Source organism: Pseudomonas sp. R1-1 (assembly GCF_051132135.1).
GTDB lineage: Bacteria > Pseudomonadota > Gammaproteobacteria > Pseudomonadales > Pseudomonadaceae > Aquipseudomonas.
The window spans coordinates 5,190,751-5,213,609 of record NZ_CP071663.1 but is presented as its reverse complement, the minus strand read 5'-3'; the positions used below and the strand labels follow the sequence as shown (position 1 = coordinate 5,213,609).

The following is a 22,859-nucleotide window of genomic DNA, read 5'->3' as shown; positions in this document are numbered from 1 at the left end:
CCATGAGCGATTTGTTGTCCTCAGTCAGTGATCACCTGTTGGCGCCCGGCGGCGTGACGATCGAGAGCCTGCAAGGCGTGCTCGGCGATCTCGCCGGCCCCGGCATCGATGCCGCCGATCTGTATTTCCAGGGCCAGATTTCCGAATCCTGGGCGCTGGAAGACGGCATCGTCAAGGAAGGCAGCTTCAACCTCGACCAAGGTGTTGGCGTACGTGCGCAGTCCGGTGAGAAAACCGGTTTCGCCTACAGCAACGCGATCACCCTCGAAGCCCTTGGCGCCGCTGCCCGTGCGGCGCGCTCGATCTCTCGTGCCGGGCAGAATGGCACGGTGCAGGCGTTCAGCACTCAGGATGTCGCGCAACTGTACGCGCCGGACAATCCGCTGGAAGTGCTCAGCCGCGCCGAGAAGGTCGAGCTGCTCAAGCGTATCGACGTTGCTACGCGCGCGCTCGATCCGCGTATCCAGCAGGTCAGCGTGAGCATGGCCGGAGTCTGGGAGCGGATTCTGGTGGCGTCCACGGATGGTGGCCTGGCCGCTGATGTGCGGCCGCTGGTGCGCTTCAACGTTAGCGTCATCGTTGAGCAGAATGGCCGTCGCGAGCGCGGCGGGCATGGCGGTGGCGGGCGTACCGACTACCGTTATTTCCTCGCCGAAGACCGCGCCATGGGCTATGCCCGTGAGGCGCTGCGTCAGGCGCTGGTCAATCTGGAAGCGATTCCGGCACCGGCCGGCACTTTGCCGGTGGTGCTCGGTTCGGGCTGGTCCGGGGTACTGTTGCACGAAGCGGTGGGTCATGGTCTGGAAGGCGATTTCAACCGCAAGGGCAGTTCGGCCTACAGCGGGCGCATGGGCGAAATGGTTGCGTCGAAGCTGTGCACCATCGTCGACGACGGCACCTTGAGCGGCCGCCGTGGATCGCTGAGTGTCGACGACGAAGGCACACCGACCGAGTGCACCACGCTGATCGAAAACGGCGTGCTCAAGGGTTACATGCAGGACAAACTCAACGCGCGTCTGATGGGCGTGGCCCGTACCGGTAACGGCCGTCGCGAGTCCTATGCGCATCTGCCGATGCCACGCATGACCAACACCTACATGCTCGGCGGCGAAAGCGATCCGGCGGAAATCATCGCCTCGGTGAAAAAAGGCATCTACTGCGCCAATCTCGGCGGCGGTCAGGTCGACATCACCAGCGGCAAGTTCGTGTTCTCCACCAGCGAGGCGTACCTGATCGAGGACGGCAAGATCACTGCACCGGTCAAAGGCGCGACGTTGATCGGCAATGGTCCCGAGGCGATGAGCCGTGTGTCGATGGTTGGTAACGATCTGGCGCTGGACAGCGGTGTCGGCACGTGCGGCAAGGATGGGCAATCAGTGCCGGTGGGTGTTGGCCAGCCGACGCTGAAAATCGATGCGATCACCGTGGGTGGCACGGGCGCATAAGAAGTGATGGAGCTTCGGGTGGCGCGCAGGGCGGCCACCCGGTGGCGAAGATCAGCGCAGGCCGCGTTGAGTTTCGTCCAGCTCACGGATGTACTTGAAGATCTTGCGGCTGGAAGCAGGAGGTTTGTTTTGCGCAACCTCGTGCTGAGCCTGACGGATCAGGGAACGCAATTGCTGGCGGTCGGCGTCCGGGTACTCGACGACGAATTTCTCCAGCACGGCGTCATCGCCGCCGATCAGGCGGTCGCGCCAGCGTTCGAGATTGTGGAAACGCTCGTTGTACTGGCGGGTCGACGCATCGAGTTGATCGAGCAAGGTCAGAATCGCGTCAGTGTCCTGATCGCGCATCAGTTTGCCGATGAACTGCAGATGCCGTTTACGCGCGATGTTCGCGGTGTGCTTGGGCGCATCGGCCAAGGCCCGGCGCAGGGCGTCGGTCAATGGCAGTTTTGCGATCAAGTCAGGCTTGAGTGTGGTCAGTCGCTCGCCGAGGTCAACCAGAGCATGCAGCTCGCGTTTGACCTGAGATTTGCTTTTTTCTCCCGTATCGAGGGAGTCGTCGTAAGAATCAACCATGGTGGCAGTCCGCAAAGAAACGCCGCCATGATAACCAGTCGGGGGCCGCTTGTCCGGCCCGGTCGCTCGATGGCCCCAGCCGAAAGCAGAATTTGAGTGGAGATGAGCATGAGTGCAGTTCAAAGCGTCGGCCCGCAGGCATTGCCGGCACTGCAGGAACAGGTCGAGCAGATCATCGCCGAAGCCAAGCGTCAGGGCGCCAGTGCCTGCGAAGTCGCGGTGTCGCTGGAACAGGGTTTGTCGACATCGGTGCGCCAGCGTGAAGTCGAAACGGTCGAGTTCAACCGTGATCAGGGCTTTGGCATCACCTTGTACGTCGGCCAGCGCAAGGGCTCGGCCAGCACCTCGGCGACCGGCCCGGACTCTATTCGCGAGACCGTCGCAGCGGCGCTGGCGATTGCCAAACACACCTCCGAAGACGAAGCCTCGGGCCTTGCCGACGCAGCGCTGATGGCCAAGGAGCAGCACGATTTCGATCTGTTCCACGAATGGGATATCACCCCGGAGCAAGCGATCGAGAAGGCCTTGCTGTGTGAAGCGGCGGCATTCGATGCCGACGCACGTATCAAGAACGCCGACGGCACCACCCTCAGCACCCATCAGGGCTGCCGCGTGTACGGCAACAGTCACGGTTTCATTGGTGGCTACGCATCGACCCGACACAGCCTCAGTTGCGTGATGATTGCTGAAGCCGACGGGCAGATGCAGCGTGATTACTGGTATGACGTCAATCGCCAGGGCACGTTGTTGGCCGATCCGGTGAGCATCGGCCAAAAAGCCGCGCAACGGGCGGCAAGCCGTCTCGGCGCGCGTCCGGTGCCGACCTGCGAGGTGCCGGTGCTGTTTTCCGCCGAGTTGGCCGGTGGCTTGTTTGGCAGCTTTCTCTCGGCGGTGTCCGGCGGCAGTCTGTATCGCAAATCTTCGTTCCTGGAAGGCACGCTGGGCCAGAAGCTGTTCCCGGAGTGGATGACCATCGACGAGCGTCCGCATCTGATGCGCGCCATGGGCAGCGCTTCGTATGACGGTGACGGTCTGGCGACGTACGCCAAACCGTTTGTCGAGAACGGCGAACTGGTCTCGTACATTCTCGGTACCTATTCTGGCCGCAAACTGGGCATGCCAAGCACCGCCAACGCGGGTGGCGTGCATAACCTGTTCGTCACCCATGGCGATGAAGACCAGGCGGCGCTGTTGAAACGCATGGGCCGCGGACTGCTGGTCACCGAGCTGATGGGCCATGGTCTGAACATGGTCACCGGCGACTACTCGCGCGGTGCGGCAGGTTTCTGGGTCGAGAACGGCGAGATTCAGTTCGCCGTGCAGGAAGTGACCATCGCCGGCAACATGCGTGACATGTTCAAGCAGATCGTTGCCGTCGGTAACGATCTGGAGCTGCGTAGCAACATCCGCACCGGTTCGGTGTTGATCGAACGGATGACCGTCGCGGGCAGCTGAATCCCCGCAATCCGCTGAGCAAAAAGGCGCGCCATCCGCTGTGGATGACGCGCCTTTTTTGTTGGTCTCGCCACAGATTTCCTGTGGGAGCGCGCCTGCTCGCGAATGCGGTGTGTCAGCCAAAATTTCTATTTCTGACACACCGCTTTCGCGAGCAGGCTCGCTCCCACCCTAAAATCTCCATGGCATGGCACTCTTGTTTTGGTTCTCATTATCATCTAATAATGAATCTCATCTCCGAACGAGTCCCGGATCATGAGTTCTGCCTTGCACGAGCAGCCCTACCTTGAAAGCTGGCGCTGGATGAGTCGCCAGATTCGTTGCGCGATGGATTCTGACGAACCGCGCCTGATCGAGCATTACCTGGCTGAAGGCCGCTACCTGTCGTGTTGCACCGCAACGTCACCGTGGACCGTCGCCGAAACTTCCTTCCGTTTGCTGCTCGACACCGCTACGGACATTGCCTTGCCCTGGCACTGGCGCAGCCTCTGTCTCGACCAAGCCTGGCGCCCGTTGCGCGACATGGAGCGCCTGTCCCTGTGCAGATGCCGATTGCGGCGCTGGCAACGCTACACCTGGCAGCTCGCCACTTGCGAACTGCTGCCATCGATTCCTCTTTCTGAACTGCTGCAAGGACATTCCAATGACCAAGACACGTATTGAGCGCGACAGCATGGGCGAACTGCAGGTGCCGGTGGACGCTCTCTACGGCGCGCAGACCCAGCGCGCAGTGGACAATTTCCCGATCAGCGGCAAACCGATGCCGACTCAATTCATCCGCGCGCTGATCCTCGCCAAAGCCGCCGCCGCCCGCGCCAACGTCGAACTGAACCAGATCAGCGCCGCTCAGGGCAAAGCCATCAGCGATGCCGCACAAGGCCTGCTCGGAGGCGATTTCATGCGGCATTTTCCGGTGGATATTTTCCAGACCGGCTCGGGCACCAGCTCGAACATGAATGCCAACGAAGTCATCGCCACGCTCGCCAGCCGCTTGCTCGACGAGCCGGTGAATGCCAACGATCACGTCAATTGCGGCCAGAGCAGCAACGACATCATTCCGACCACCATCCATGTCAGCGCCGCGCTGGGACTGCATGAACAACTGCTGCCGGCGCTGCTGCACCTGGTGCAGGTGATCGAAGAAAAAGCCGGGCGGGTTCATCACCATGTCAAGACCGGCCGCACGCATTTGATGGACGCCATGCCGGTGCGTCTGAGTCAGGTGCTCAATGGCTGGGCGCAGCAGCTCAAGGCCAATATCGGCCACCTGCAGGATCTGCTGCCGAGCCTGCAATCGCTGGCGCAGGGCGGCACCGCGGTCGGCACCGGCATCAACGCGCACCCGGAATTCGCCGCGCGTTTCAGCCGTCAGCTGAGCCAACTGACTGACGTGCAGTTCACCCCGGGCAAGGATCTGTTTGCGCTGATCGGCTCGCAGGACACCGCTGTTGCGGTTTCCGGCCAGCTCAAAGCCACCGCCGTGTCGTTGATGAAAATTGCCAACGACTTGCGCTGGATGAACTCCGGTCCTCTGGCCGGTCTCGGTGAAATCGAATTGGAGGCCCTGCAGCCGGGTTCGTCGATCATGCCGGGCAAGGTCAATCCGGTGATCCCCGAAGCCACCGCCATGGTCGCCGCGCAGGTGATCGGCAACGATTCGGTGATCACCATTGCCGGCCAGTCGGGCAATTTCGAATTGAACGTGATGCTGCCGATCATCGCGCAGAACCTGCTGAGCAGCATCGAGCTGCTGGCCAATTCCAGTCGCCTGCTTGGCGACAAGGCCATCGCCAGTTTCAAGGTCAACGAGGCGCGTTTGAAGGAAGCCCTGTCGCGCAACCCGATTCTGGTGACCGCGCTCAACCCGATCATCGGTTACCAGAAAGCCGCCGAAATCGCCAAGCAGGCCTACAAGGAAGGCCGCGCGGTCATTGACGTGGCGCTGGAGCATACCGACCTGTCGCGCAGCCAGCTCGAAGAGCTACTCAACCCCGAGAAGCTCACCGCCGGCGGCGTGTAAACCCCGCAACCGCTTTGGAGGCTCACCATGGAGCACTGGAAACGCACGATCGAACGGGCCAATCGCTGCTTCATGCTCGGCGAATTGATCGACGCCCGTGAGGCCTATCTGCAAGCCCTGGCCCTGGCGCAAGTGTTGTACGAGCGCTGGGCGGACGCCGACGAAGCGGTGGCGGCCTGCGTCATCTCCCACCACAACCTCGCGGATCTGCACCTGCGCCTGAATCAGCCCGAGGAGAGCGCCGAATATCTCTGCGCCATCCATCAGCGGCTGTTGCAGACCATGCAGGACGAACGGCTGCGCCCGGCTCTGCGGGAAGCGGCATTGCGTCAAAGCAGCAAGACCTATGTCGAGCTGCTGAATTTCATCAGCGACCACGGCGAATACCCGCGCACCCAACGCCTGCTGCACCCGGATACCGGTAATGCACGCCGCGCGCCTGCTTCACACCACTATGGAGTCCATTGAAATGGCTTTTACCTTGCCTGCCTTGCCTTATGCCTACGATGCCCTGGAACCGCACATCGATGCGCAGACCATGGAAATCCACTACACCAAACATCACCAGACCTACATCAACAACCTCAACGCCGCGGTCGAGGGCACCGAATATGCCGAGTGGCCGGTGGAGAAACTCGTCGCCAGCGTCCAGCAACTGCCGGAAAAACTGCGGGCGGCGGTGATCAACCAGGGCGGCGGCCACGCCAACCACTCGCTGTTCTGGGAAGTCATGGTGCCAGGCGGTGGCGGCAAACCGGATGGCGCGCTGGCCAAGGCTATCGATGAGCAACTGGGTGGCCTCGACAGTTTCAAGGAAGCGTTCACCAAAGCGGCGCTGACCCGTTTTGGCAGTGGCTGGGCCTGGCTCAGCGTCACCCCGGAGAAGAAACTGATCGTCGAAAGCAGCGGCAATCAGGACAGCCCGCTGATGAACGGCAACACGCCGATCCTCGGTCTCGACGTTTGGGAGCACGCCTACTACCTGCGCTACCAGAACCGTCGCCCGGAATACATCAATGCGTTCTACAACGTGATCAATTGGCCTGAAGTCGCGGCGCGTTATCAGGCCGCACTGGTTTAACCCATCTATAAGAACAAACCAGGGCTGACTATGGGCACTGAAACACTGGCGACTGGCAGTGGGCGTATGTTTCGTTACGCAGTCGGATCGCTGTTGCTATTGGCGGGGGTGGCCTTGCTGGTCGCTCACGGGCTGCAATGGCTGAATCTGGAACCGCGCCTGCTGCGTGCATTGCAGGGCGGTGCTCTGTGCGCCCTCGGCACGGCGCTTGGCGCGGTGCCGGTGCTGGTCATCCGGCGGATGCCGCAAGCGCTCAGCGATACCTTGCTGGGTTTTGGCGCCGGGGTGATGCTGGCGGCGACTGCGTTTTCGTTGATCGTGCCGGGCATTGCTGCGGCCGAAAGTCTCGGTCTGACACCTTGGGGCGCCAGTGGCCTGATCTGCTTCGGTATCCTGCTCGGCGCGTTTGGCCTGTATCTGGTCGATCGCAAGGTTTCCGGCGCTACCCCGCAAATGCTTGTCGGCACCCTCGAGCGTCCGGTGATACCGCCGCGTATCTGGCTGTTCGTGTTCGCCATCATTGCTCACAACATTCCGGAAGGCATGGCCGTCGGCGTGTCTGCCGGCGGCGGCATGCCGGATGCGGATAGCCTGGCCATGGGCATCGCTTTGCAGGATGTGCCCGAAGGTCTTGTGATCGCGCTGGTATTGGCCGGGGCGGGGATGTCACGGGTGAGGGCGTTTCTGATCGGCGCGGCGTCAGGCCTGGTCGAGCCGGTCTTTGCGCTGCTTTGCGCGTGGCTGGTCAGCCTCGCCCAAGCGTTATTGCCGTTGGGGCTGGCGCTGGCGGCCGGGGCGATGTTGCTGGTGGTGACCCACGAAGTGATCCCAGAGTCGCGACGCCATGGTCATGACAAACTCGCGAGTCTGGGTTTGCTGATCGGGTTCTGTCTGATGATGGTGATGGATACAGCATTGGGTTGAGTTGTCGCGACGAGGAATGCTCCGTCGCAACAGACTTATTCACCTTCATCGAAGTAGTTGTTGATCAGCGCCACCAAGGCTTCCATGGCTTCCTCGGCTTGTTCGCCTTCGGTGCTTAAATGGATTTTGGTGCCCTTGCCTGCCGCGAGCATCATCATCGCCATGATGCTTTTACCATCGACCGTGGTCTCGGGTGTACGGCCTACTCTGATCGTAGTCTCCGGAAACTTGCCCGCCACGCCGACAAACTTGGCAGACGCTCGGGCATGCAAACCGAGTTTGTTGATGATTTCGATTTCACGAGCAGGCATCGCGGTGTGGATCCTTTAGGTGAGGTCGCGGTGGCGGACCTGGACGTTTTTCAAGGTTTTCTGCAGGGCCTGACCCAGACGTTCGGTCAGGTAGACGGAGCGGTGATGCCCGCCCGTACAGCCAATGGCAACGGTCACATAGGCGCGATTACTGGCAGCAAAGCGCGGCAGCCACTTGTGCAGGTAGGCGTAGATGTCCTGGTACATTTCCTCGACATCCGGCTGTTGCGCCAGATACTCGGCAACCGGTGCGTCGAGACCGGACTGCTCGCGCAACTCCGGCTTCCAGTACGGATTGGGCAGGCAGCGGACATCGAAGACCAGATCCGCATCCACCGGCATGCCGCGCTTGAAACCGAACGACTCGACCAGGAACGCCGTGCCCGGCTCAGGCTGATTCAGCAGGCGCAACTTGAGGGTGTCGCGCAGCTGGTACAGGTTGAGGTGGGTGGTATTGATCTTCAGGTCAGCCAGGTCGGCGATCGGGCCGAGAAGGGCGCTTTCATCGTGGATCGCCTCGGCCAGTGAGCGATTGGCGTTGCTCAGCGGATGCCGGCGACGGGTTTCGGAAAAACGCTTGAGCAGCGTTTCTTCATCCGCATCCAGATACAGCACATCGCACTGGATGTGCTTGCTGCGCGCGTCTTCGAGCAGCTCCGGAAATCGTGACAGATGACTGGGCAAGTTGCGCGCATCGATCGACACGGCAACCAGCGGTTGGGCGAGTTCCGTGTGGATCAGCGCTCGTTCGGCCAGTTCCGGCAGCAAGCCGGCCGGGAGGTTGTCGATGCAGTAGTAGCCGTTGTCCTCAAGGACATTCAGCGCAGTACTCTTGCCCGAGCCCGAGCGGCCACTGACGATGATCAAGCGCATGATTAATGCCCGTTCTGCTCGTCCAGTACAACCTGGTACAAGGCTTCGTTGCTCGGTGCGCTGCGCAGTCTTTCACGCACTTCCTTGCGATCGAGCATGCTGGCGATCTGGCGCAGCAGTTCCAGGTGTGCATCGGTAGCAGCTTCCGGGACCAGCAGCACGAACAGCAGGTCTACCGGGGCGCCATCGATCGCGTCGAAATCGATCGGGGCTTCAAGGTGCATCAGCGCACTGATCGGCGCGTCGCAACCCTTGAGGCGGCAGTGGGGGATGGCGATGCCGTTGCCAAAACCGGTGGAACCGAGTTTTTCACGGGCGACCAACGCCTCGAAGACATCCTGCATCGCCAGATCCGGCACTTCGCGGTGGATCAGGTTGGCAATCTGTTCGAGGGCTTTTTTCTTGCTGCCACCCGGCGCGTTCACTTGGGAACGGCCGGGGGTCAGGATGGTTTCAAGTCGGATCATGGATGAGGGTGTTAACGACCGGTCGCGCCCTGGAGGAGGCTCTGGGTCTTTTCCTTATGCTTTTTGAGTTGGCGATCCAGCTTGTCGGTCAGCAGGTCAATGGCGGCATACATGTCGTCGTGCTCGGCATTGGCGACTACTTCTCCGCCGGGAATATGCAGCGTGGCTTCGATTTTCTGCTTGAGCTTCTCGACATTCAATATGACTTGCACGTTGGTGATCTTGTCGAAATGCCGCTCCAGTCGGTCGAGTTTTTCGCCGATGTAGGTGCGCAGAGGTTCGGTCACTTCCAGTTGGTGTCCACTGATGTTGACTTGCATACAGCTTCTCCTTCGTTGCCAGTGCATAAAGCGGCAGGCCGAAAAGCCTGCCACTGGAACGCTGTAACGTGGCTTACATCAACCGCTTGCGTTCGCTCGAAGGCGCGATTCCGAGGGATTCGCGGTACTTGGCGACGGTGCGGCGAGCCACCTGAATGCCTTGTGCCTCCAGTAAACCAGCGATCTTGCTGTCACTCAACGGCTTTTTCTGATTTTCCGCGGCAACCAGTTTCTTGATGATCGCGCGGATCGCCGTGGACGAGCATTCGCCGCCTTCGGAGGTACTGACGTGGCTGGAGAAAAAGTATTTCAGCTCATAAATACCGCGCGGGGTATGCATGAATTTCTGCGTGGTCACCCTGGAAATCGTCGATTCGTGCATGCCCACCGCCTCGGCGATGTCATGCAGGACCAGCGGTTTCATGGCTTCGTCGCCGTACTCCAGAAAACCGCGCTGATGCTCGACGATCTGCGTGGCGACTTTCATCAGGGTTTCGTTGCGGCTCTGCAGGCTCTTGATGAACCAGCGGGCTTCTTGTAGCTGATTGCGCATGAAGGTGTTGTCGGCGCTGGTGTCGGCGCGCTTTACGAAACCGGCGTACTGCGCATTGACGCGCAGGCGCGGTACCGACTCCTGGTTCAGCTCGACCAGCCAGCGCTCGTTGTCCTTGCGCACGATGACATCAGGTACGACGTATTCGGCTTCGGTGGACTCGATCTGTGAGCCCGGACGCGGGTTGAGGCTCTGCACCAGTTCGATGACCTGGCGCAGCTCGTCTTCCTTGAGTTTCATGCGCCGCATCAACTGGCTGTAGTCGCGGCTGCCAAGCAGGTCGATATAGTCGCTGACCAGGCGCTTGGCCTCTGCCAGCCATGGCGTTTTTGCCGACAACTGGCGCAGTTGCAGCAGCAGGCATTCGCTGAGATTGCGTGCGCCGATGCCCGCAGGCTCGAATTGCTGGATGCGGTGCAGGACGGCTTCAATTTCGTCCAGTTCGATGTCCAGTTCCGGATCGAAGGCGTCGAGGATTTCTTCGAGGGTTTCGTCCAGATAGCCCTGATTGTTGATGCAGTCGATCAGGGTCACGGCGATCAGGCGATCGGTGTCGGACATCGGTGCGAGGTTTAATTGCCAGAGCAAATGGCTCTGCAGGCTTTCGCCGACGGAAGTGCGGGTGGTGAAATCCCACTCGTCATCGTCGCTGCTCGGCAGGCTGCTGGCGCTGGTCTGGTAAACGTCTTCCCAGGCCGTGTCGACCGGCAGCTCGTTGGGGATGCGCTCGCTCCATTCGCCGTCGTCGAGGTTGTCTACCGTCGGCGCGGCTTCCTGGTAAGAAGGTTCCTGAATGTCGGGGTTGGGCTTTTGCTCGACGTTGTCGGCCAGCGGATCGGAATTGTCGAAGTCGTCGCCTTCTTCCTGGCGTTCGAGCATCGGGTTGGATTCCAGAGCCTCCTGGATTTCCTGTTGCAGATCCAGGGTCGACAATTGGAGCAGGCGGATGGCCTGTTGCAGCTGCGGTGTCATCGTCAGCTGCTGGCCCATTCTCAAGACTAGCGATGGTTTCATGGCAGGGGCTTAACACCTTATTCGCCGGCGCTATGCGCCATCCACTACAGGGCGCCGAAGCGCCAAACTTAAGCAAATTATATGCCTGAAACTGAAGTGTTTGCCTAGAGCGCTGTAACAATTAAACGGTATAAAAACCGGCTTGATCGATACAGCACCCGCGCAGCTTGTCGAACAGCTCGCGCTTACAGGCGGAACTCGTGACCCAGATACACTTCCTTGACCAGATCGTTGGCCAGGATGGTCTCGGCGTCACCTTCGGCGATCAATTGACCGTCGTTGACGATGTAAGCGGTTTCGCAGATATCCAGCGTCTCGCGCACGTTGTGGTCGGTGATCAACACACCGATGCCCTTGGCCTTGAGATGGTGAATGATCTGCTTGATGTCGCCAACCGAGATCGGGTCGACACCGGCGAACGGCTCGTCGAGCAGGATGAATTTCGGCGCGGTGGCCAAGGCGCGGGCGATTTCCACCCGGCGGCGCTCACCGCCTGACAGGCTCATGCCGAGGTTGTCGCGAATGTGGCTGATGTGGAATTCCTGCAGCAGGCTTTCCAGCTCCTTGCGACGACCGGCCTTGTCGAGTTCCTGACGGGTCTCGAGGATGGCCATGATGTTGTCGGCGACCGACAGTTTGCGGAAGATCGACGCTTCCTGCGGCAGATAGCCGATGCCGGCTTTCGCGCGGCCGTGCATTGGCTGGTGGCTGACGTCCAGGTCATCGATCAGCACGCGACCCTGATCGGCCTGCACCAGGCCGACGATCATGTAGAAGCAGGTCGTCTTGCCGGCGCCGTTCGGGCCGAGCAGACCGACGATCTGGCCGCTGTCGATCGACAGGCTGACGTCCCGCACGACCTGGCGGCTTTTATAGGCCTTGGCCAGGTGCTGAGCTTTCAGAGTTGCCATTACTGGGTTTTCTCGTCGGTTTTCTTCTTCGGCTGGATCACCATGTCGATGCGCGGACGCGCCTCGGTGACCTTGCTGCCGGTAGCGCGACCGGCGCTGGCGAGTTTCTTCACGGTGTCATAGACGATTTTCTCGCCTTGCGTCGTGTTGTTGTCCTTGTCGACAACTTTGGCCTTGTCGATCAATACGACGCGATTCTGCGCGGCGTGATACTGGATCGTCACGCCCCAGCCTTGCACAGGCTTGCTGTCGCCGGCGGTCTGCAGTTGTTCGAAGTAAGCCAGGTTGCCCACCGACGTTACAACGTCGATATCGCCGGTCGGGGTGCGAGTGATGGTCACGGTATTACCAGTCACCTTCATCGAACCCTGAGTGATGATCACATCACCCTTATAGGTAGCGATGCCGTTCTTGTCGTCCAGTTGGGCGTCGTCGGCCTGAATGCGGATAGGTTGCTGCTGATCGTCCGGCAGAGCCCAGGCGCTCACGCTTCCCAGTGCTGCGCCCAGACTGAGCAAAATAGGGAGGGTTTTAACGAGCCTCATACTGTCCTCTTACGTTCGATTGCAGGTGTATCCTGCTGTCCTTCAGGTACGCTTTCATTCCGACGCCAGTCGACACACCGCCAGCGCCCTCGATTCTAACGGGTTGCGCGGTCTGCGCATATTCCTGCTGCGGGAACACGGTCATGCGGGTGCTGGTGATCAGGGTGTCGCGTTTCTTTTCATCGGTGCGCTTCACACGCACCGAGTCGATCAGTTCCACTTCGGTGCCGCCGGAATTCACTTCACCGCGTTCACTGGTCACGTGCCACGGAAAGTCCGTGCCGCGATACATGTTCAGGTCGGGTTTAGTTACCAGCGTGATGTCGGTGGCCTTGACGTGTTCGGCCTTGTCCGAGGTCATCTCGTACTGCACCTTGCCGTCGGGCAGGTACTGAATGGTATGCGTATTGGTCGCGTACCAGTCGATCGGGTTCTCGGCGGCCGAGACCGGCGGCTTGTCGAGAAAGCGTTCCGGGCTGATGTTCCAGTAGCCGACCGCAGCGAAAATCGCCGCGATGCAGCCGAACAGCAGGAAGTTGCGAAATTTTTTACTGAACATGGCTTGGCTCACAGGTACGCGGCATTGGCCGCATCGAGGCGGCCCTGGGCGCGCAGGATCAATTCGCAGAATTCGCGGGCGGCACCTTCGCCGCCACGGGCGCGGGTCACGCCGTGGGCGTGTTCGCGCACGAAGTCGGCGGCGTTGGCTACGGCCATGCCCAGACCGACGCGGCGGATTACCGGCAGGTCGGGCAGGTCGTCACCGAGGTAGGCGACCTGTTCATAGCTTAGGCCCAGTTGCTCGAGAAGAGCGTCGAGCACTACCAGTTTGTCTTCGCGGCCCTGAAACAGGTGTGGGATGCCGAGGTTTTTCGCTCGACGCTCGACCACCGGAGTCTTGCGACCGCTGATGATGGCAGTTTCCACGCCGGCGTTCATCAGCATCTTGATGCCTTGGCCGTCGAGGGTGTTGAACGTCTTGAATTCACTGCCGTCTTCCAGGAAGTACAGGCGCCCGTCAGTGAGGACGCCGTCGACATCGAAAACCGCCAGTTTGATGGCTTTGCCGCGTTGCAGCAGTTCGTTGCTCATTACATGACTCCTGCGCGCAGCAGGTCGGAGAGGTTGAAGGCGCCGACCGGGCGGTCCTCCTCGTCAACGACTATCAAGGCGCTGATTCGGTGGTCTTCCATGATTTTCAGGGCTTCCGCGGCAAGCATGTCGGGCCGCGCGGTTTTGCCGTGTGCGGTCATCACTTCATCGATGCTGGCGTTGCGAATGTCGATGGTGCGATCCAGGGTGCGGCGCAAATCACCGTCGGTGAAGATCCCGGCGAGCTTGCCATCGGCTTCAAGGACAGCGGTCATGCCGAGGCCCTTGCGGGTCATTTCCATCAATGCATCCTTGAGCAGGGTGCCGCGTTCTACCTGCGGCAGTTCCTCCCCGGCGTGCATGACGTTTTCCACTTTCAGCAGCAGGCGCCGGCCAAGGGCGCCGCCGGGATGCGAGAAGGCAAAGTCTTCGGCGGTAAAACCACGCGCTTCCAGCAAGGCCACGGCGAGGGCGTCGCCCATGACCAGTGCGGCAGTGGTCGAAGAGGTCGGTGCCAGGTTCAGCGGGCAGGCTTCATGCTCGACGTGCACGTTGAGATTGACCTCGGCTGCCTTGGCCAATGGCGATTGCGGGTTGCCGGTGACGCTGATCAGCTGGATACCCAGACGTTTGATCAATGGCAGCAGGGTGACGATTTCGTTGGTCGAGCCGGAGTTCGACAGGGCCAGAATCACGTCGTCACGGGTGATCATGCCCATATCGCCGTGACTGGCTTCGGCCGGGTGGACAAAAAAAGCCGGGGTGCCAGTGCTGGCCAGGGTCGCGGCGATCTTGTTGCCAACGTGCCCGGACTTGCCCATGCCGACTACGACCACACGGCCCTTACTGGCCAGAATCATCTCGCAAGCGCGTACGAAATCGGCGTCGATATGGGGCAGCAAGCCTTGTACGGCTTCCATTTCGAGGCGGATGGTGCGTTGTGCCGATTGAATCAGGTCGCTGGATTGGCTCATGTCAGAAATCGTATAGCCCGATGAAAAGGCGGCGATTATAGCGGTTATGTTGCAAAGCCTCACGCAAGTTCGTCGTGCTTTGTCATTCCTCGTTACCAAAAGCCGGAAAAAGCCGCTGCAGACCTGTCATATCGCCGAATACGGGCTGGCACAAGCCTTGGGCGCTTGGCCGTTGCAGTGATATAGTTCGCCGCCAGTTCGGCCTGCCCGGGATGTATGTACTTTTTAACCAAAGACAGGCGTCCGAGTGAGAGGCTGCATCGCAAGGAGTTTAGATGAGTGCCGATAACGCCTACGCGGTCGAGCTGAAGGGAGTCTCCTTCAAGCGCGGTTCGCGCAGCATTTTCAATAACGTCGATATCCGCATCCCGCGCGGCAAGGTTACCGGCATCATGGGGCCTTCCGGGTGTGGCAAGACCACGCTGCTGCGGTTGATGGGCGCCCAGTTGCGGCCCGCCAGCGGCGAAGTCTGGGTCAACGGCCAGAACCTGCCGACACTGTCGCGCAGTGACCTGTTCGATGCGCGAAAGCACATGGGCGTGCTGTTTCAGAGCGGCGCGCTGTTCACCGATCTCGACGTGTTCGAGAACGTGGCTTTCCCCCTGCGCGTGCATACCGAGTTGCCGGAAGAAATGATCCGCGACATTGTCCTGCTGAAATTGCAGGCGGTCGGGCTGCGCGGTGCCATCGAGCTGATGCCGGACGAGCTGTCGGGCGGCATGAAGCGTCGCGTCGCGCTGGCCCGGGCGATTGCCCTGGATCCGCAGATCCTCATGTACGACGAACCGTTCGTCGGCCAGGACCCGATCGCCATGGGGGTACTGGTCCGCCTGATCCGTCTGCTCAACGATGCGCTGGGCATCACCAGTATCGTGGTGTCGCACGATCTGGCCGAGACCGCGAGCATCGCCGACTACCTTTATATAGTCGGTGACGGCCAGGTGCTGGGGCAGGGGACGCCGGACGAGTTGATGAACTCGGACGAACCACGCATCCGGCAGTTCATGACGGGCGATCCCGATGGCCCGGTGCCGTACCATTTTCCAGCGACGGATTACCGCGCAGATCTTCTGGGGAAGCGCTGATGCGCAGAATTTCATTGATAGAGCGCGTGCGCCGATTCGGCGAAACGGCAATCGACGCCGTTGCGGTGTTCGGGCGCGCCACGCTGTTCCTGTTTCATGCCCTGCTGGGACGCGGCGGCATCAGCGGCGGTTTCAGCCTGCTGGTCAAACAACTGCATTCAGTCGGCGTCATGTCGCTGGTGATCATCGTCGTTTCGGGGATTTTCATCGGCATGGTCCTGGCGTTGCAGGGCTTCAGCATCCTGTCGAGCTACGGTTCGGAGCAGGCGGTCGGGCAGATGGTTGCCTTGACCCTGTTGCGTGAACTGGGGCCGGTGGTGACTGCACTGTTGTTCGCCGGGCGTGCCGGCTCGGCATTGACTGCCGAGATCGGCAACATGAAGTCGACCGAGCAGTTGTCGAGCCTGGAAATGATCGGCGTCGACCCGCTCAAATACATCATTGCCCCGCGTCTGTGGGCCGGTTTCATTTCCCTGCCGGTGCTGGCGATGATTTTCAGCGTGGTGGGTATCTGGGGCGGTTCGTGGGTGGCCGTCGACTGGCTGGGTGTGTATGAAGGCTCGTATTGGGCGAACATGCAGAACAGCGTGACGTTCACCAGTGATGTGCTCAACGGCATCATCAAAAGCGTCGTGTTCGCCTTCGTCGTCACCTGGATCGCCGTATTCCAAGGCTATGACTGTGAGCCCACTTCCGAGGGGATCAGTCGTGCCACCACCAAGACCGTAGTGTTTGCCTCGCTGGCAGTGCTGGGTCTGGACTTTATTCTGACCGCTTTGATGTTTGGAGATTTCTGATGCAAAACCGCACCCTGGAAATCGGTGTCGGCCTGTTCCTGCTGGCAGGGATCCTGGCTTTGCTGCTGCTCGCCTTGCGGGTCAGTGGCCTGTCTCCGACTTCGTCCACCGACACTTATAAACTTTATGCATATTTCGACAATATCGCCGGTTTGACGGTCAGAGCCAAAGTGACCATGGCCGGTGTGACCATCGGCAAGGTCACGGCCATCGATCTGGATCGCGACAGCTTCACCGGTCGGGTGACGCTGCAAGTGGACAAGAAGGTCGACAACCTGCCTGTCGATTCCACAGCGTCTATCCTTACCGCGGGTCTGCTGGGCGAGAAATACATCGGTATCAGCGTCGGCGGCGAAGACACCCGGTTGAAGGATGGCGGAACCATCCACGACACGCAGTCGTCTCTGGTACTGGAAGACCTGATCGGTAAATTCCTGCTCAATACCGTTAGCAAAGACGCCAAATGAGGAGCTTTTGAATGATCTCTACCTTGCGACGTGGCCTGTTGGTGTTGCTCGCGGCACTGCCACTGCTGGCTAACGCGGCACCTGGGCAATCCGCACACGATCTGATTCAGGACACCACCAACCGGATGCTGGCCGACCTGCAGGCCAACAAAGAAAAGTACAAGCAGGATCCGCAGGATTTCTATGCGGCGCTGAACAACATTGTCGGCCCGGTGGTGGATGCCGAGGGCATCTCCAAGAGCATCATGACCGTCAAGTATTCGCGCAAGGCTACCCCTGCGCAGATGCAGCGCTTTCAGGAAAACTTCAAGCGCGGCCTGTTCCAGTTCTATGGCAACGCTCTGCTGGAATACAACAACCAGGGCATCACTGTTGACCCGGCCAAAGACGAATCGGGCGACCGCACCAGCGTCAACATGACCGTCAAGGGCAGCAATGGCGCGATCTACCCAGTGCAGTACACGCTTGAGAAGATCGGCGGCGAGTGGAAACTGCGCAACGTGATCATCAACGGCATCAACATCGGCAAGCTGTTCCGTGATCAGTTCGCTGACGCGATGCAGCGCAATGGCAACGATCTGGACAAGACCATCGATGGTTGGGCCGGTGAAGTGGCCAAGGCCAAGCAGGAAACCGACAAAGCTGCTGCGAAGCCAGCGCAATGAGTGAGGCGGCAGTGCGTATGAGTGATGTCGACGAGCTTCTGCTCAGTGGCGTGCTGGACTATCGCACCGGGCCGGACCTGAGAAGGGAAGGCCAGGCGCTGATCAAGTCGAGCAAGGCAAGCTCGCTGGTCATCGATTGCTCGGCGGTGAAGAAGTCCAGCAGCGTCGGCCTGTCGTTGCTGCTGTGCTTCATGCGCGATGCGCAGGCGGCCGGCAAGGCCGTCAGCATCCGCGCCATGCCGGAAGACATGCGCGAAATTGCCGAGGTCAGCGAATTGACCGAGCTGTTCGCGGCACACTGATTCCGCATCCGCAACAAAAGCCCCCCGTCAGAGTCCTGCAATGCGGGGTTCGCAGGCGCGGGGCTTTTTTGTATGATGTCCGACCCGTGCGCACAGGGCGCCGATTGAGGTTGAGCATGCAGGCCGTAGAAGTGAAAAACTTCCTTGAAGGGAAGCTGCCAGGAATTCAGGTAGAAGTTGAAGGCGAAGGCTGCAACTTCCAGCTGAACGTGATTAGCGATGAACTGGCGGCGTTGAGCCCGGTCAAGCGTCAGCAAAGCATCTATGCCCATTTGAACCCATGGATCGCCGATGGCAGCATCCACGCGGTCACCATGAAATTTTTCAGCCGCGCGGCCTGGGCCGAGCGCACCTGAGCCCTAGGGCGTCGAGATACTAATGGATAAATTGATTATTACCGGTGGCGCGCGTCTTGATGGCGAGATCCGCATTTCCGGCGCGAAGAACTCTGCTCTGCCAATCCTGGCCGCCACCCTGCTGTGCGATGGCCCGGTGACCGTTGGCAACCTGCCGCACCTGCACGACATCACCACCATGATCGAGCTGTTCGGGCGTATGGGCATTGAGCCTGTGATCGACGAGAAACTCAGCGTCGAAATCGACCCGCGCACCATCAAGACCCTGGTCGCCCCGTACGAGCTGGTGAAAACCATGCGTGCGTCGATTCTGGTGCTGGGCCCGATGGTCGCCCGTTTCGGTGAAGCTGAAGTCGCGCTGCCTGGCGGTTGCGCCATCGGTTCGCGTCCGGTCGACCTGCACATCCGTGGCCTCGAAGCCATGGGCGCGGTGATCGACGTGGAAGGCGGCTACATCAAGGCCAAGGCGCCTGAAGGCGGCCTGCGCGGTGCGCACTTCTTCTTCGATACCGTCAGTGTGACCGGTACCGAGAACATCATGATGGCGGCGGCTCTGGCCAAGGGCCGCAGCGTGCTGCAGAACGCCGCCCGCGAACCTGAAGTGGTCGACCTGGCGAACTTCCTCAACGCCATGGGCGCGAAGGTCTCCGGTGCCGGCACCGACACCATCACCATCGATGGCGTCGAGCGTCTGGGCTCGGCTTTCTACAAAGTCATGCCTGACCGTATCGAAACCGGCACCTACCTGGTCGCCGCTGCCGTCACCGGTGGCCGCGTCAAGGTCAAGGACACCGATCCGACCATCCTCGAAGCGGTGCTGGAAAAACTCCGTGAAGCCGGCGCAGAAATCACCTGCGGTGAAGACTGGATCGAGCTGAACATGCACGGCAAGCGTCCGAAAGCGGTCAACGTGCGCACCGCGCCGTACCCCGCTTTCCCGACTGACATGCAGGCACAGTTCATCTCGCTCAACGCCATTGCCGAAGGCACCGGTGCGGTGATCGAGACGATCTTCGAAAACCGTTTCATGCACGTGTACGAACTGCACCGCATGGGCGCGAAAATCCAGGTCGAAGGCAACACCGCCATCGTGACCGGTACCGAAAAACTCAAGGGCGCGCCAGTGATGGCGACCGACCTGCGTGCTTCGGCCAGCCTGGTGATCTCGGCGCTGGTTGCCGAAGGCGACACGCTGATCGACCGCATCTACCACATCGACCGTGGTTACGAGTGCATCGAAGAAAAACTGCAGATGCTGGGCGCCAAGATTCGTCGCGTTCCGGGCTGATTGCTGCATCGGGACACACGGACGTGTCCACTGAATTCGTTTCGAGTCGAGGGTGTGCGCACCCTCGATGTGTGTCCGGCGCCGATTGCGACCGGGCATGAGTACCTTGATAAGGACTGACGTTTCCCATGTTGACCATCGCACTGTCCAAGGGCCGCATCCTTGACGACACTCTGCCGCTTCTCGCTGAAGCGGGCATCGTGCCGACCGAGAATCCGGACAAGAGCCGCAAGCTGATCATTCCCACGACCCAGGACGACGTGCGTCTGCTGATCGTGCGGGCCACCGACGTGCCGACATACGTCGAGCATGGCGCGGCCGACCTTGGCGTCGCAGGTAAAGACGTGTTGATGGAATACACCGGCCAGGGCCTGTACGAACCGCTGGACCTGCAGATTGCCCAATGCAAGCTGATGACCGCCGGCAAGATCGGCGCCGCCGAGCCCAAGGGCCGTCTGCGCGTGGCGACCAAGTTCGTCAACGTTGCCAAGCGTTATTACGCCGAGCAGGGCCGTCAGGTCGACATCATCAAGCTGTACGGCTCGATGGAGCTGGCGCCGCTGATCGGTCTGGCCGACAAGATCATCGACGTGGTCGACACCGGCAACACCTTGCGCGCCAACGGTCTGGAACCCCAGGAACTGATCGCCACGATCAGCTCGCGTCTGGTCGTCAACAAGGCTTCGATGAAAATGCAACACGCCCGAATCCAGGCGTTGATCGACACCCTGCGCAACGCAGTGGAATCGCGACACCGCGGCTGATCTACCTGCGCGGCCCGTGGCCGCGCCGTCTATCCGCCTCATAGCCAGAATTCTCAGGTGCCCAAGCGGATCGAATGATAGTTTCGGGCGCCTGAGTTTTTGCCAATTCCTATGAGGCTCTCGCTATGACCGCACCGACTGCAATTCGCCGACTCAACGCTGCTGACCCGGATTTCGCGCATCATCTGGATCATCTGCTGAGCTGGGAAAGTGTGTCTGACGACTCGGTCAATCAGCGCGTGCTGGACATCATCAAGGCCGTGCGCGAGCGCGGTGATGCGGCCCTGGTCGAGTTCACTCAGAAATTCGACGGCCTTGAAGTCGCCTCGATGGCTGACCTGATCCTGCCGCGCGAGCGTCTGGAACTGGCCCTGACCCGCATCACCGTGGCGCAGCGCGAAGCGCTGGAAAAAGCCGCCGCCCGTGTGCGCAGCTATCACGAAAAACAGAAGCAGGATTCCTGGAGCTACACCGAGGCCGACGGCACCGTGCTGGGCCAGAAGGTTACGCCGCTGGATCGCGCCGGTCTCTATGTACCGGGCGGCAAGGCCTCGTACCCATCCTCGGTGCTGATGAACGCGATTCCGGCGAAAGTCGCTGGCGTCACCGAAGTGGTGATGGTCGTGCCGACGCCACGCGGTGAAATCAATGAACTGGTGCTGGCAGCCGCGTGCATCGCTGGCGTTGACCGGGTGTTCACCATCGGCGGCGCGCAAGCGGTTGCCGCTCTGGCGTATGGCACCGAAAGCGTGCCGCAAGTCGACAAGGTGGTGGGCCCGGGCAACATTTATGTCGCCACCGCCAAACGTCATGTGTTCGGTCAGGTCGGCATCGACATGATCGCCGGCCCTTCGGAAATCCTCGTGGTCTGCGACGGTCAGACCGACCCGGACTGGATCGCCATGGACCTGTTCTCCCAGGCCGAGCACGACGAAGACGCGCAAGCGATCCTGGTCAGCCCGGACGCCGAGTTCCTCGACAAGGTCGCCGCCAGCATCGACAAACTGCTGCCGACCATGGACCGCGCGACCATCATTGAAACCTCGATCAATGGCCGTGGCGCGCTGATTCAGGTCAACGACATGGCCCAGGCCATCGAAGTCGCCAACCGCATCGCTCCGGAACACCTCGAATTGTCGGTTGCTGACCCACAAGCCTGGTTGCCGCAGATCCGCCACGCCGGGGCGATTTTCATGGGCCGTCACACCTCTGAAGCGCTGGGCGATTACTGCGCCGGTCCGAACCACGTGCTGCCGACCTCCGGCACCGCGCGCTTCTCATCGCCGCTGGGCGTGTATGACTTCCAGAAGCGTTCATCGATCATCTTCTGCTCCGAAGCCGGCGCCTCCGAACTGGGCAAGACCGCCTCGGTGCTGGCCCGTGGTGAATCGCTGAGCGCCCACGCGCGCAGCGCCGAATACCGCATCAAAGACCAAGACTTTCTGAAAGGGCAGGGGCAATGAGCATGAGTAAATTCTGGAGCCCGTTCGTCAAGGATCTGGTGCCGTATGTGCCGGGCGAACAGCCGAAGCTGACCCGACTGGTCAAGCTCAACACCAATGAAAACCCCTACGGCCCGTCGCCAAAAGCCTTGGCGGCGATGCAGGCCGAACTCAACGACAACCTGCGCCTGTACCCGGACCCGAACAGCGACTTGCTGAAAAATGCCGTGGCCAGTTACTACGGCGTGCAAAGTAATCAGGTGTTCCTCGGCAACGGTTCGGACGAAGTGCTCGCGCACATTTTTCACGGTCTGTTCCAGCATGATCAGCCGTTGTTGTTTCCGGACATCAGCTACAGTTTCTATCCGGTCTATTGCGGTCTGTACGGCATCCAGTTCGACGCGGTGCCGCTGGACGCGCTGTTCCAGATCGACCCGACCGACTACGCCAAACCGAACGGCGGGATCATTTTCCCCAACCCGAACGCCCCGACCGGGTGCCTGCTGGCACTCGACGCGGTCGAGCTAATCCTCAAGGCCAGCCCGGATTCGGTGGTGGTGGTCGATGAGGCGTATATCGACTTCGGCGGTGAGACAGCGATCAGTCTGGTGGATCGCTATCCAAACCTGCTCGTCACGCAAACCCTGTCCAAGTCGCGTTCGCTGGCCGGTCTGCGCGTCGGGCTGGCGGTAGGGCATCCGGATCTGATCGAGGCGCTGGAGCGGATCAAGAACAGCTTCAACTCCTATCCGCTGGATCGTCTGGCGAATGTTGGCGCGGCGGCGGCGTTTGAAGATCGCGAGTATTTCGACAAGACCTGCCGTTTGGTCATCGAACACCGCGAATGGGTGGTTGCGCAGTTGCAGGCCAAGGGCTTTGAAGTGCTGCCGTCGGCGGCTAACTTCATCTTCGCCCGGCATCCGCAGCACGACGCGGCGGGGCTGGCGGCCCGGTTGCGCGAGCAGGGCGTGATCGTGCGGCACTTCAAGCAGGAGCGGATTGCGCAGTTTTTGCGGATATCGATTGGGACGCCGGAGCAGAATCAGGCTTTGATTGATGGGTTGAATGAGTTGTAAGTTCCAGCGCTCTTTGGGGTAAGTTCCTGTTTTCGCAAATCATCGCGCGAAAACAG

28 protein-coding genes are annotated in these 22,859 nt (G+C 60.4%); 17 read left to right on the top strand and 11 right to left on the bottom strand.

The genetic code is table 11. The features are described 5' to 3' along the window. Positions 1-2: 2 nt before the first annotated feature. Entirely contained in the window at positions 3-1,445 is a 1,443-nt protein-coding gene (gene tldD / locus J3P75_RS23455) for a metalloprotease TldD (RefSeq protein WP_434708360.1), read from the top strand. A gap of 51 nt (positions 1,446-1,496) precedes the next feature. On the opposite strand, the gene yjgA is transcribed toward tldD, so the two are convergent. Then, positions 1,497-2,021, bottom strand: a complete 525-nt coding sequence (gene yjgA, locus J3P75_RS23450) for a ribosome biogenesis factor YjgA (RefSeq protein ID WP_090281772.1) — start codon at positions 2,019-2,021, stop codon at positions 1,497-1,499. Between the two features lie 108 nt (positions 2,022-2,129). Between yjgA and pmbA the strand changes: the two genes are divergently transcribed. From pmbA to J3P75_RS23420, 6 genes are all read left to right on the top strand, one after another. After that, positions 2,130-3,476, top strand: a complete 1,347-nt coding sequence (gene pmbA / locus J3P75_RS23445; protein WP_434708359.1) for a metalloprotease PmbA — start codon at positions 2,130-2,132, stop codon at positions 3,474-3,476. Positions 3,477-3,731: 255 nt separating this feature from the next. Then, positions 3,732-4,139: a FagA protein gene (locus tag J3P75_RS23440; RefSeq protein WP_434708358.1), complete on the top strand. Its 408-nt coding sequence runs from the start codon at positions 3,732-3,734 to the stop codon at positions 4,137-4,139. After that, positions 4,120-5,496, top strand: a complete 1,377-nt coding sequence (locus J3P75_RS23435) for a class II fumarate hydratase (protein ID WP_434708357.1) — start codon at positions 4,120-4,122, stop codon at positions 5,494-5,496. The genes J3P75_RS23440 and J3P75_RS23435 overlap by 20 nt, the downstream gene beginning before the upstream one ends. Before the next feature lie 27 nt (positions 5,497-5,523). Continuing rightward, positions 5,524-5,964 carry a hypothetical protein gene (locus tag J3P75_RS23430; protein ID WP_434708356.1) on the top strand — a complete coding sequence of 147 codons (441 nt, stop codon included), beginning with the start codon at positions 5,524-5,526 and terminating at the stop codon, positions 5,962-5,964. A gap of 1 nt (position 5,965) precedes the next feature. Then, the gene (locus tag J3P75_RS23425; RefSeq protein WP_434708355.1) at positions 5,966-6,577 is read left to right on the top strand and encodes a superoxide dismutase; all 612 of its coding nucleotides are present in this window, start codon (positions 5,966-5,968) and stop codon (positions 6,575-6,577) included. 30 nt (positions 6,578-6,607) lie between these two features. Continuing rightward, entirely contained in the window at positions 6,608-7,501 is an 894-nt protein-coding gene (locus tag J3P75_RS23420; RefSeq protein WP_434708354.1) for a ZIP family metal transporter, read from the top strand. A gap of 35 nt (positions 7,502-7,536) precedes the next feature. Here J3P75_RS23420 and J3P75_RS23415 read toward each other — a convergent pair whose 3' ends face one another. The 10 genes from J3P75_RS23415 to J3P75_RS23370 form a co-directional block, all read right to left on the bottom strand. Next, a complete protein-coding gene (locus J3P75_RS23415; protein WP_434708353.1) occupies positions 7,537-7,812 on the bottom strand; it encodes an HPr family phosphocarrier protein in 276 nt (91 codons plus the stop codon). A 15-nt stretch (positions 7,813-7,827) separates the two neighbouring features. After that, positions 7,828-8,685, bottom strand: a complete 858-nt coding sequence (rapZ, locus tag J3P75_RS23410; RefSeq protein WP_434708352.1) for an RNase adapter RapZ — start codon at positions 8,683-8,685, stop codon at positions 7,828-7,830. 2 nt (positions 8,686-8,687) lie between these two features. Continuing rightward, complete coding sequence (gene ptsN, locus J3P75_RS23405; protein WP_093104677.1) at positions 8,688-9,152, bottom strand: PTS IIA-like nitrogen regulatory protein PtsN; 465 nt, start codon at positions 9,150-9,152, stop codon at positions 8,688-8,690. 11 nt (positions 9,153-9,163) lie between these two features. Next, positions 9,164-9,472 carry a ribosome hibernation-promoting factor, HPF/YfiA family gene (gene hpf / locus J3P75_RS23400; RefSeq protein WP_090281780.1) on the bottom strand — a complete coding sequence of 103 codons (309 nt, stop codon included), beginning with the start codon at positions 9,470-9,472 and terminating at the stop codon, positions 9,164-9,166. A 73-nt stretch (positions 9,473-9,545) separates the two neighbouring features. Next, positions 9,546-11,039 (bottom strand): RNA polymerase factor sigma-54, encoded by a 1,494-nt coding sequence (locus tag J3P75_RS23395; protein WP_434592319.1) that lies wholly within the window; start codon positions 11,037-11,039, stop codon positions 9,546-9,548. Between the two features lie 185 nt (positions 11,040-11,224). Beyond that, a complete protein-coding gene (gene lptB, locus J3P75_RS23390; RefSeq protein WP_008085069.1) occupies positions 11,225-11,950 on the bottom strand; it encodes an LPS export ABC transporter ATP-binding protein in 726 nt (241 codons plus the stop codon). Beyond that, entirely contained in the window at positions 11,950-12,495 is a 546-nt protein-coding gene (lptA, locus tag J3P75_RS23385; protein ID WP_434708351.1) for a lipopolysaccharide transport periplasmic protein LptA, read from the bottom strand. The genes lptB and lptA overlap by 1 nt, the downstream gene beginning before the upstream one ends. Next, entirely contained in the window at positions 12,482-13,054 is a 573-nt protein-coding gene (lptC, locus tag J3P75_RS23380) for an LPS export ABC transporter periplasmic protein LptC (protein WP_258450493.1), read from the bottom strand. The genes lptA and lptC overlap by 14 nt, the downstream gene beginning before the upstream one ends. A gap of 8 nt (positions 13,055-13,062) precedes the next feature. Next, a complete protein-coding gene (locus tag J3P75_RS23375) occupies positions 13,063-13,587 on the bottom strand; it encodes a KdsC family phosphatase (protein ID WP_203420757.1) in 525 nt (174 codons plus the stop codon). Beyond that, entirely contained in the window at positions 13,587-14,561 is a 975-nt protein-coding gene (locus J3P75_RS23370) for a KpsF/GutQ family sugar-phosphate isomerase (protein ID WP_434708350.1), read from the bottom strand. Before J3P75_RS23370 ends, J3P75_RS23375 begins: the two co-directional genes overlap by 1 nt. Positions 14,562-14,836: 275 nt before the next feature. On the opposite strand from J3P75_RS23370, the gene J3P75_RS23365 reads away from it, so the two are divergent. From J3P75_RS23365 to hisC, 10 genes are all read left to right on the top strand, one after another. Further along, a complete protein-coding gene (locus tag J3P75_RS23365) occupies positions 14,837-15,646 on the top strand; it encodes an ATP-binding cassette domain-containing protein (RefSeq protein WP_434708349.1) in 810 nt (269 codons plus the stop codon). After that, positions 15,646-16,443 carry a lipid asymmetry maintenance ABC transporter permease subunit MlaE gene (gene mlaE / locus J3P75_RS23360; protein ID WP_434708348.1) on the top strand — a complete coding sequence of 266 codons (798 nt, stop codon included), beginning with the start codon at positions 15,646-15,648 and terminating at the stop codon, positions 16,441-16,443. Before J3P75_RS23365 ends, mlaE begins: the two co-directional genes overlap by 1 nt. Beyond that, positions 16,443-16,910, top strand: coding sequence for an outer membrane lipid asymmetry maintenance protein MlaD (mlaD, locus tag J3P75_RS23355; protein WP_434708347.1), 468 nt, complete (start codon positions 16,443-16,445; stop codon positions 16,908-16,910). Before mlaE ends, mlaD begins: the two co-directional genes overlap by 1 nt. A gap of 11 nt (positions 16,911-16,921) precedes the next feature. After that, entirely contained in the window at positions 16,922-17,575 is a 654-nt protein-coding gene (locus tag J3P75_RS23350) for an MlaC/ttg2D family ABC transporter substrate-binding protein (RefSeq protein ID WP_090281789.1), read from the top strand. After that, positions 17,572-17,877, top strand: a complete 306-nt coding sequence (locus tag J3P75_RS23345; protein WP_093104669.1) for an STAS domain-containing protein — start codon at positions 17,572-17,574, stop codon at positions 17,875-17,877. Before J3P75_RS23350 ends, J3P75_RS23345 begins: the two co-directional genes overlap by 4 nt. A gap of 116 nt (positions 17,878-17,993) precedes the next feature. Further along, positions 17,994-18,233, top strand: coding sequence for a BolA family protein (locus tag J3P75_RS23340; protein WP_093104663.1), 240 nt, complete (start codon positions 17,994-17,996; stop codon positions 18,231-18,233). Positions 18,234-18,255: 22 nt separating this feature from the next. Beyond that, entirely contained in the window at positions 18,256-19,521 is a 1,266-nt protein-coding gene (murA, locus tag J3P75_RS23335) for a UDP-N-acetylglucosamine 1-carboxyvinyltransferase (protein ID WP_206415487.1), read from the top strand. Positions 19,522-19,649: 128 nt separating this feature from the next. After that, positions 19,650-20,285: an ATP phosphoribosyltransferase gene (hisG, locus tag J3P75_RS23330; protein ID WP_007967226.1), complete on the top strand. Its 636-nt coding sequence runs from the start codon at positions 19,650-19,652 to the stop codon at positions 20,283-20,285. A 125-nt stretch (positions 20,286-20,410) separates the two neighbouring features. Next, positions 20,411-21,748, top strand: a complete 1,338-nt coding sequence (gene hisD / locus J3P75_RS23325) for a histidinol dehydrogenase (RefSeq protein ID WP_434592298.1) — start codon at positions 20,411-20,413, stop codon at positions 21,746-21,748. Between the two features lie 2 nt (positions 21,749-21,750). After that, complete coding sequence (gene hisC / locus J3P75_RS23320; RefSeq protein ID WP_434708346.1) at positions 21,751-22,803, top strand: histidinol-phosphate transaminase; 1,053 nt, start codon at positions 21,751-21,753, stop codon at positions 22,801-22,803. Positions 22,804-22,859: the final 56 nt, after the last annotated feature.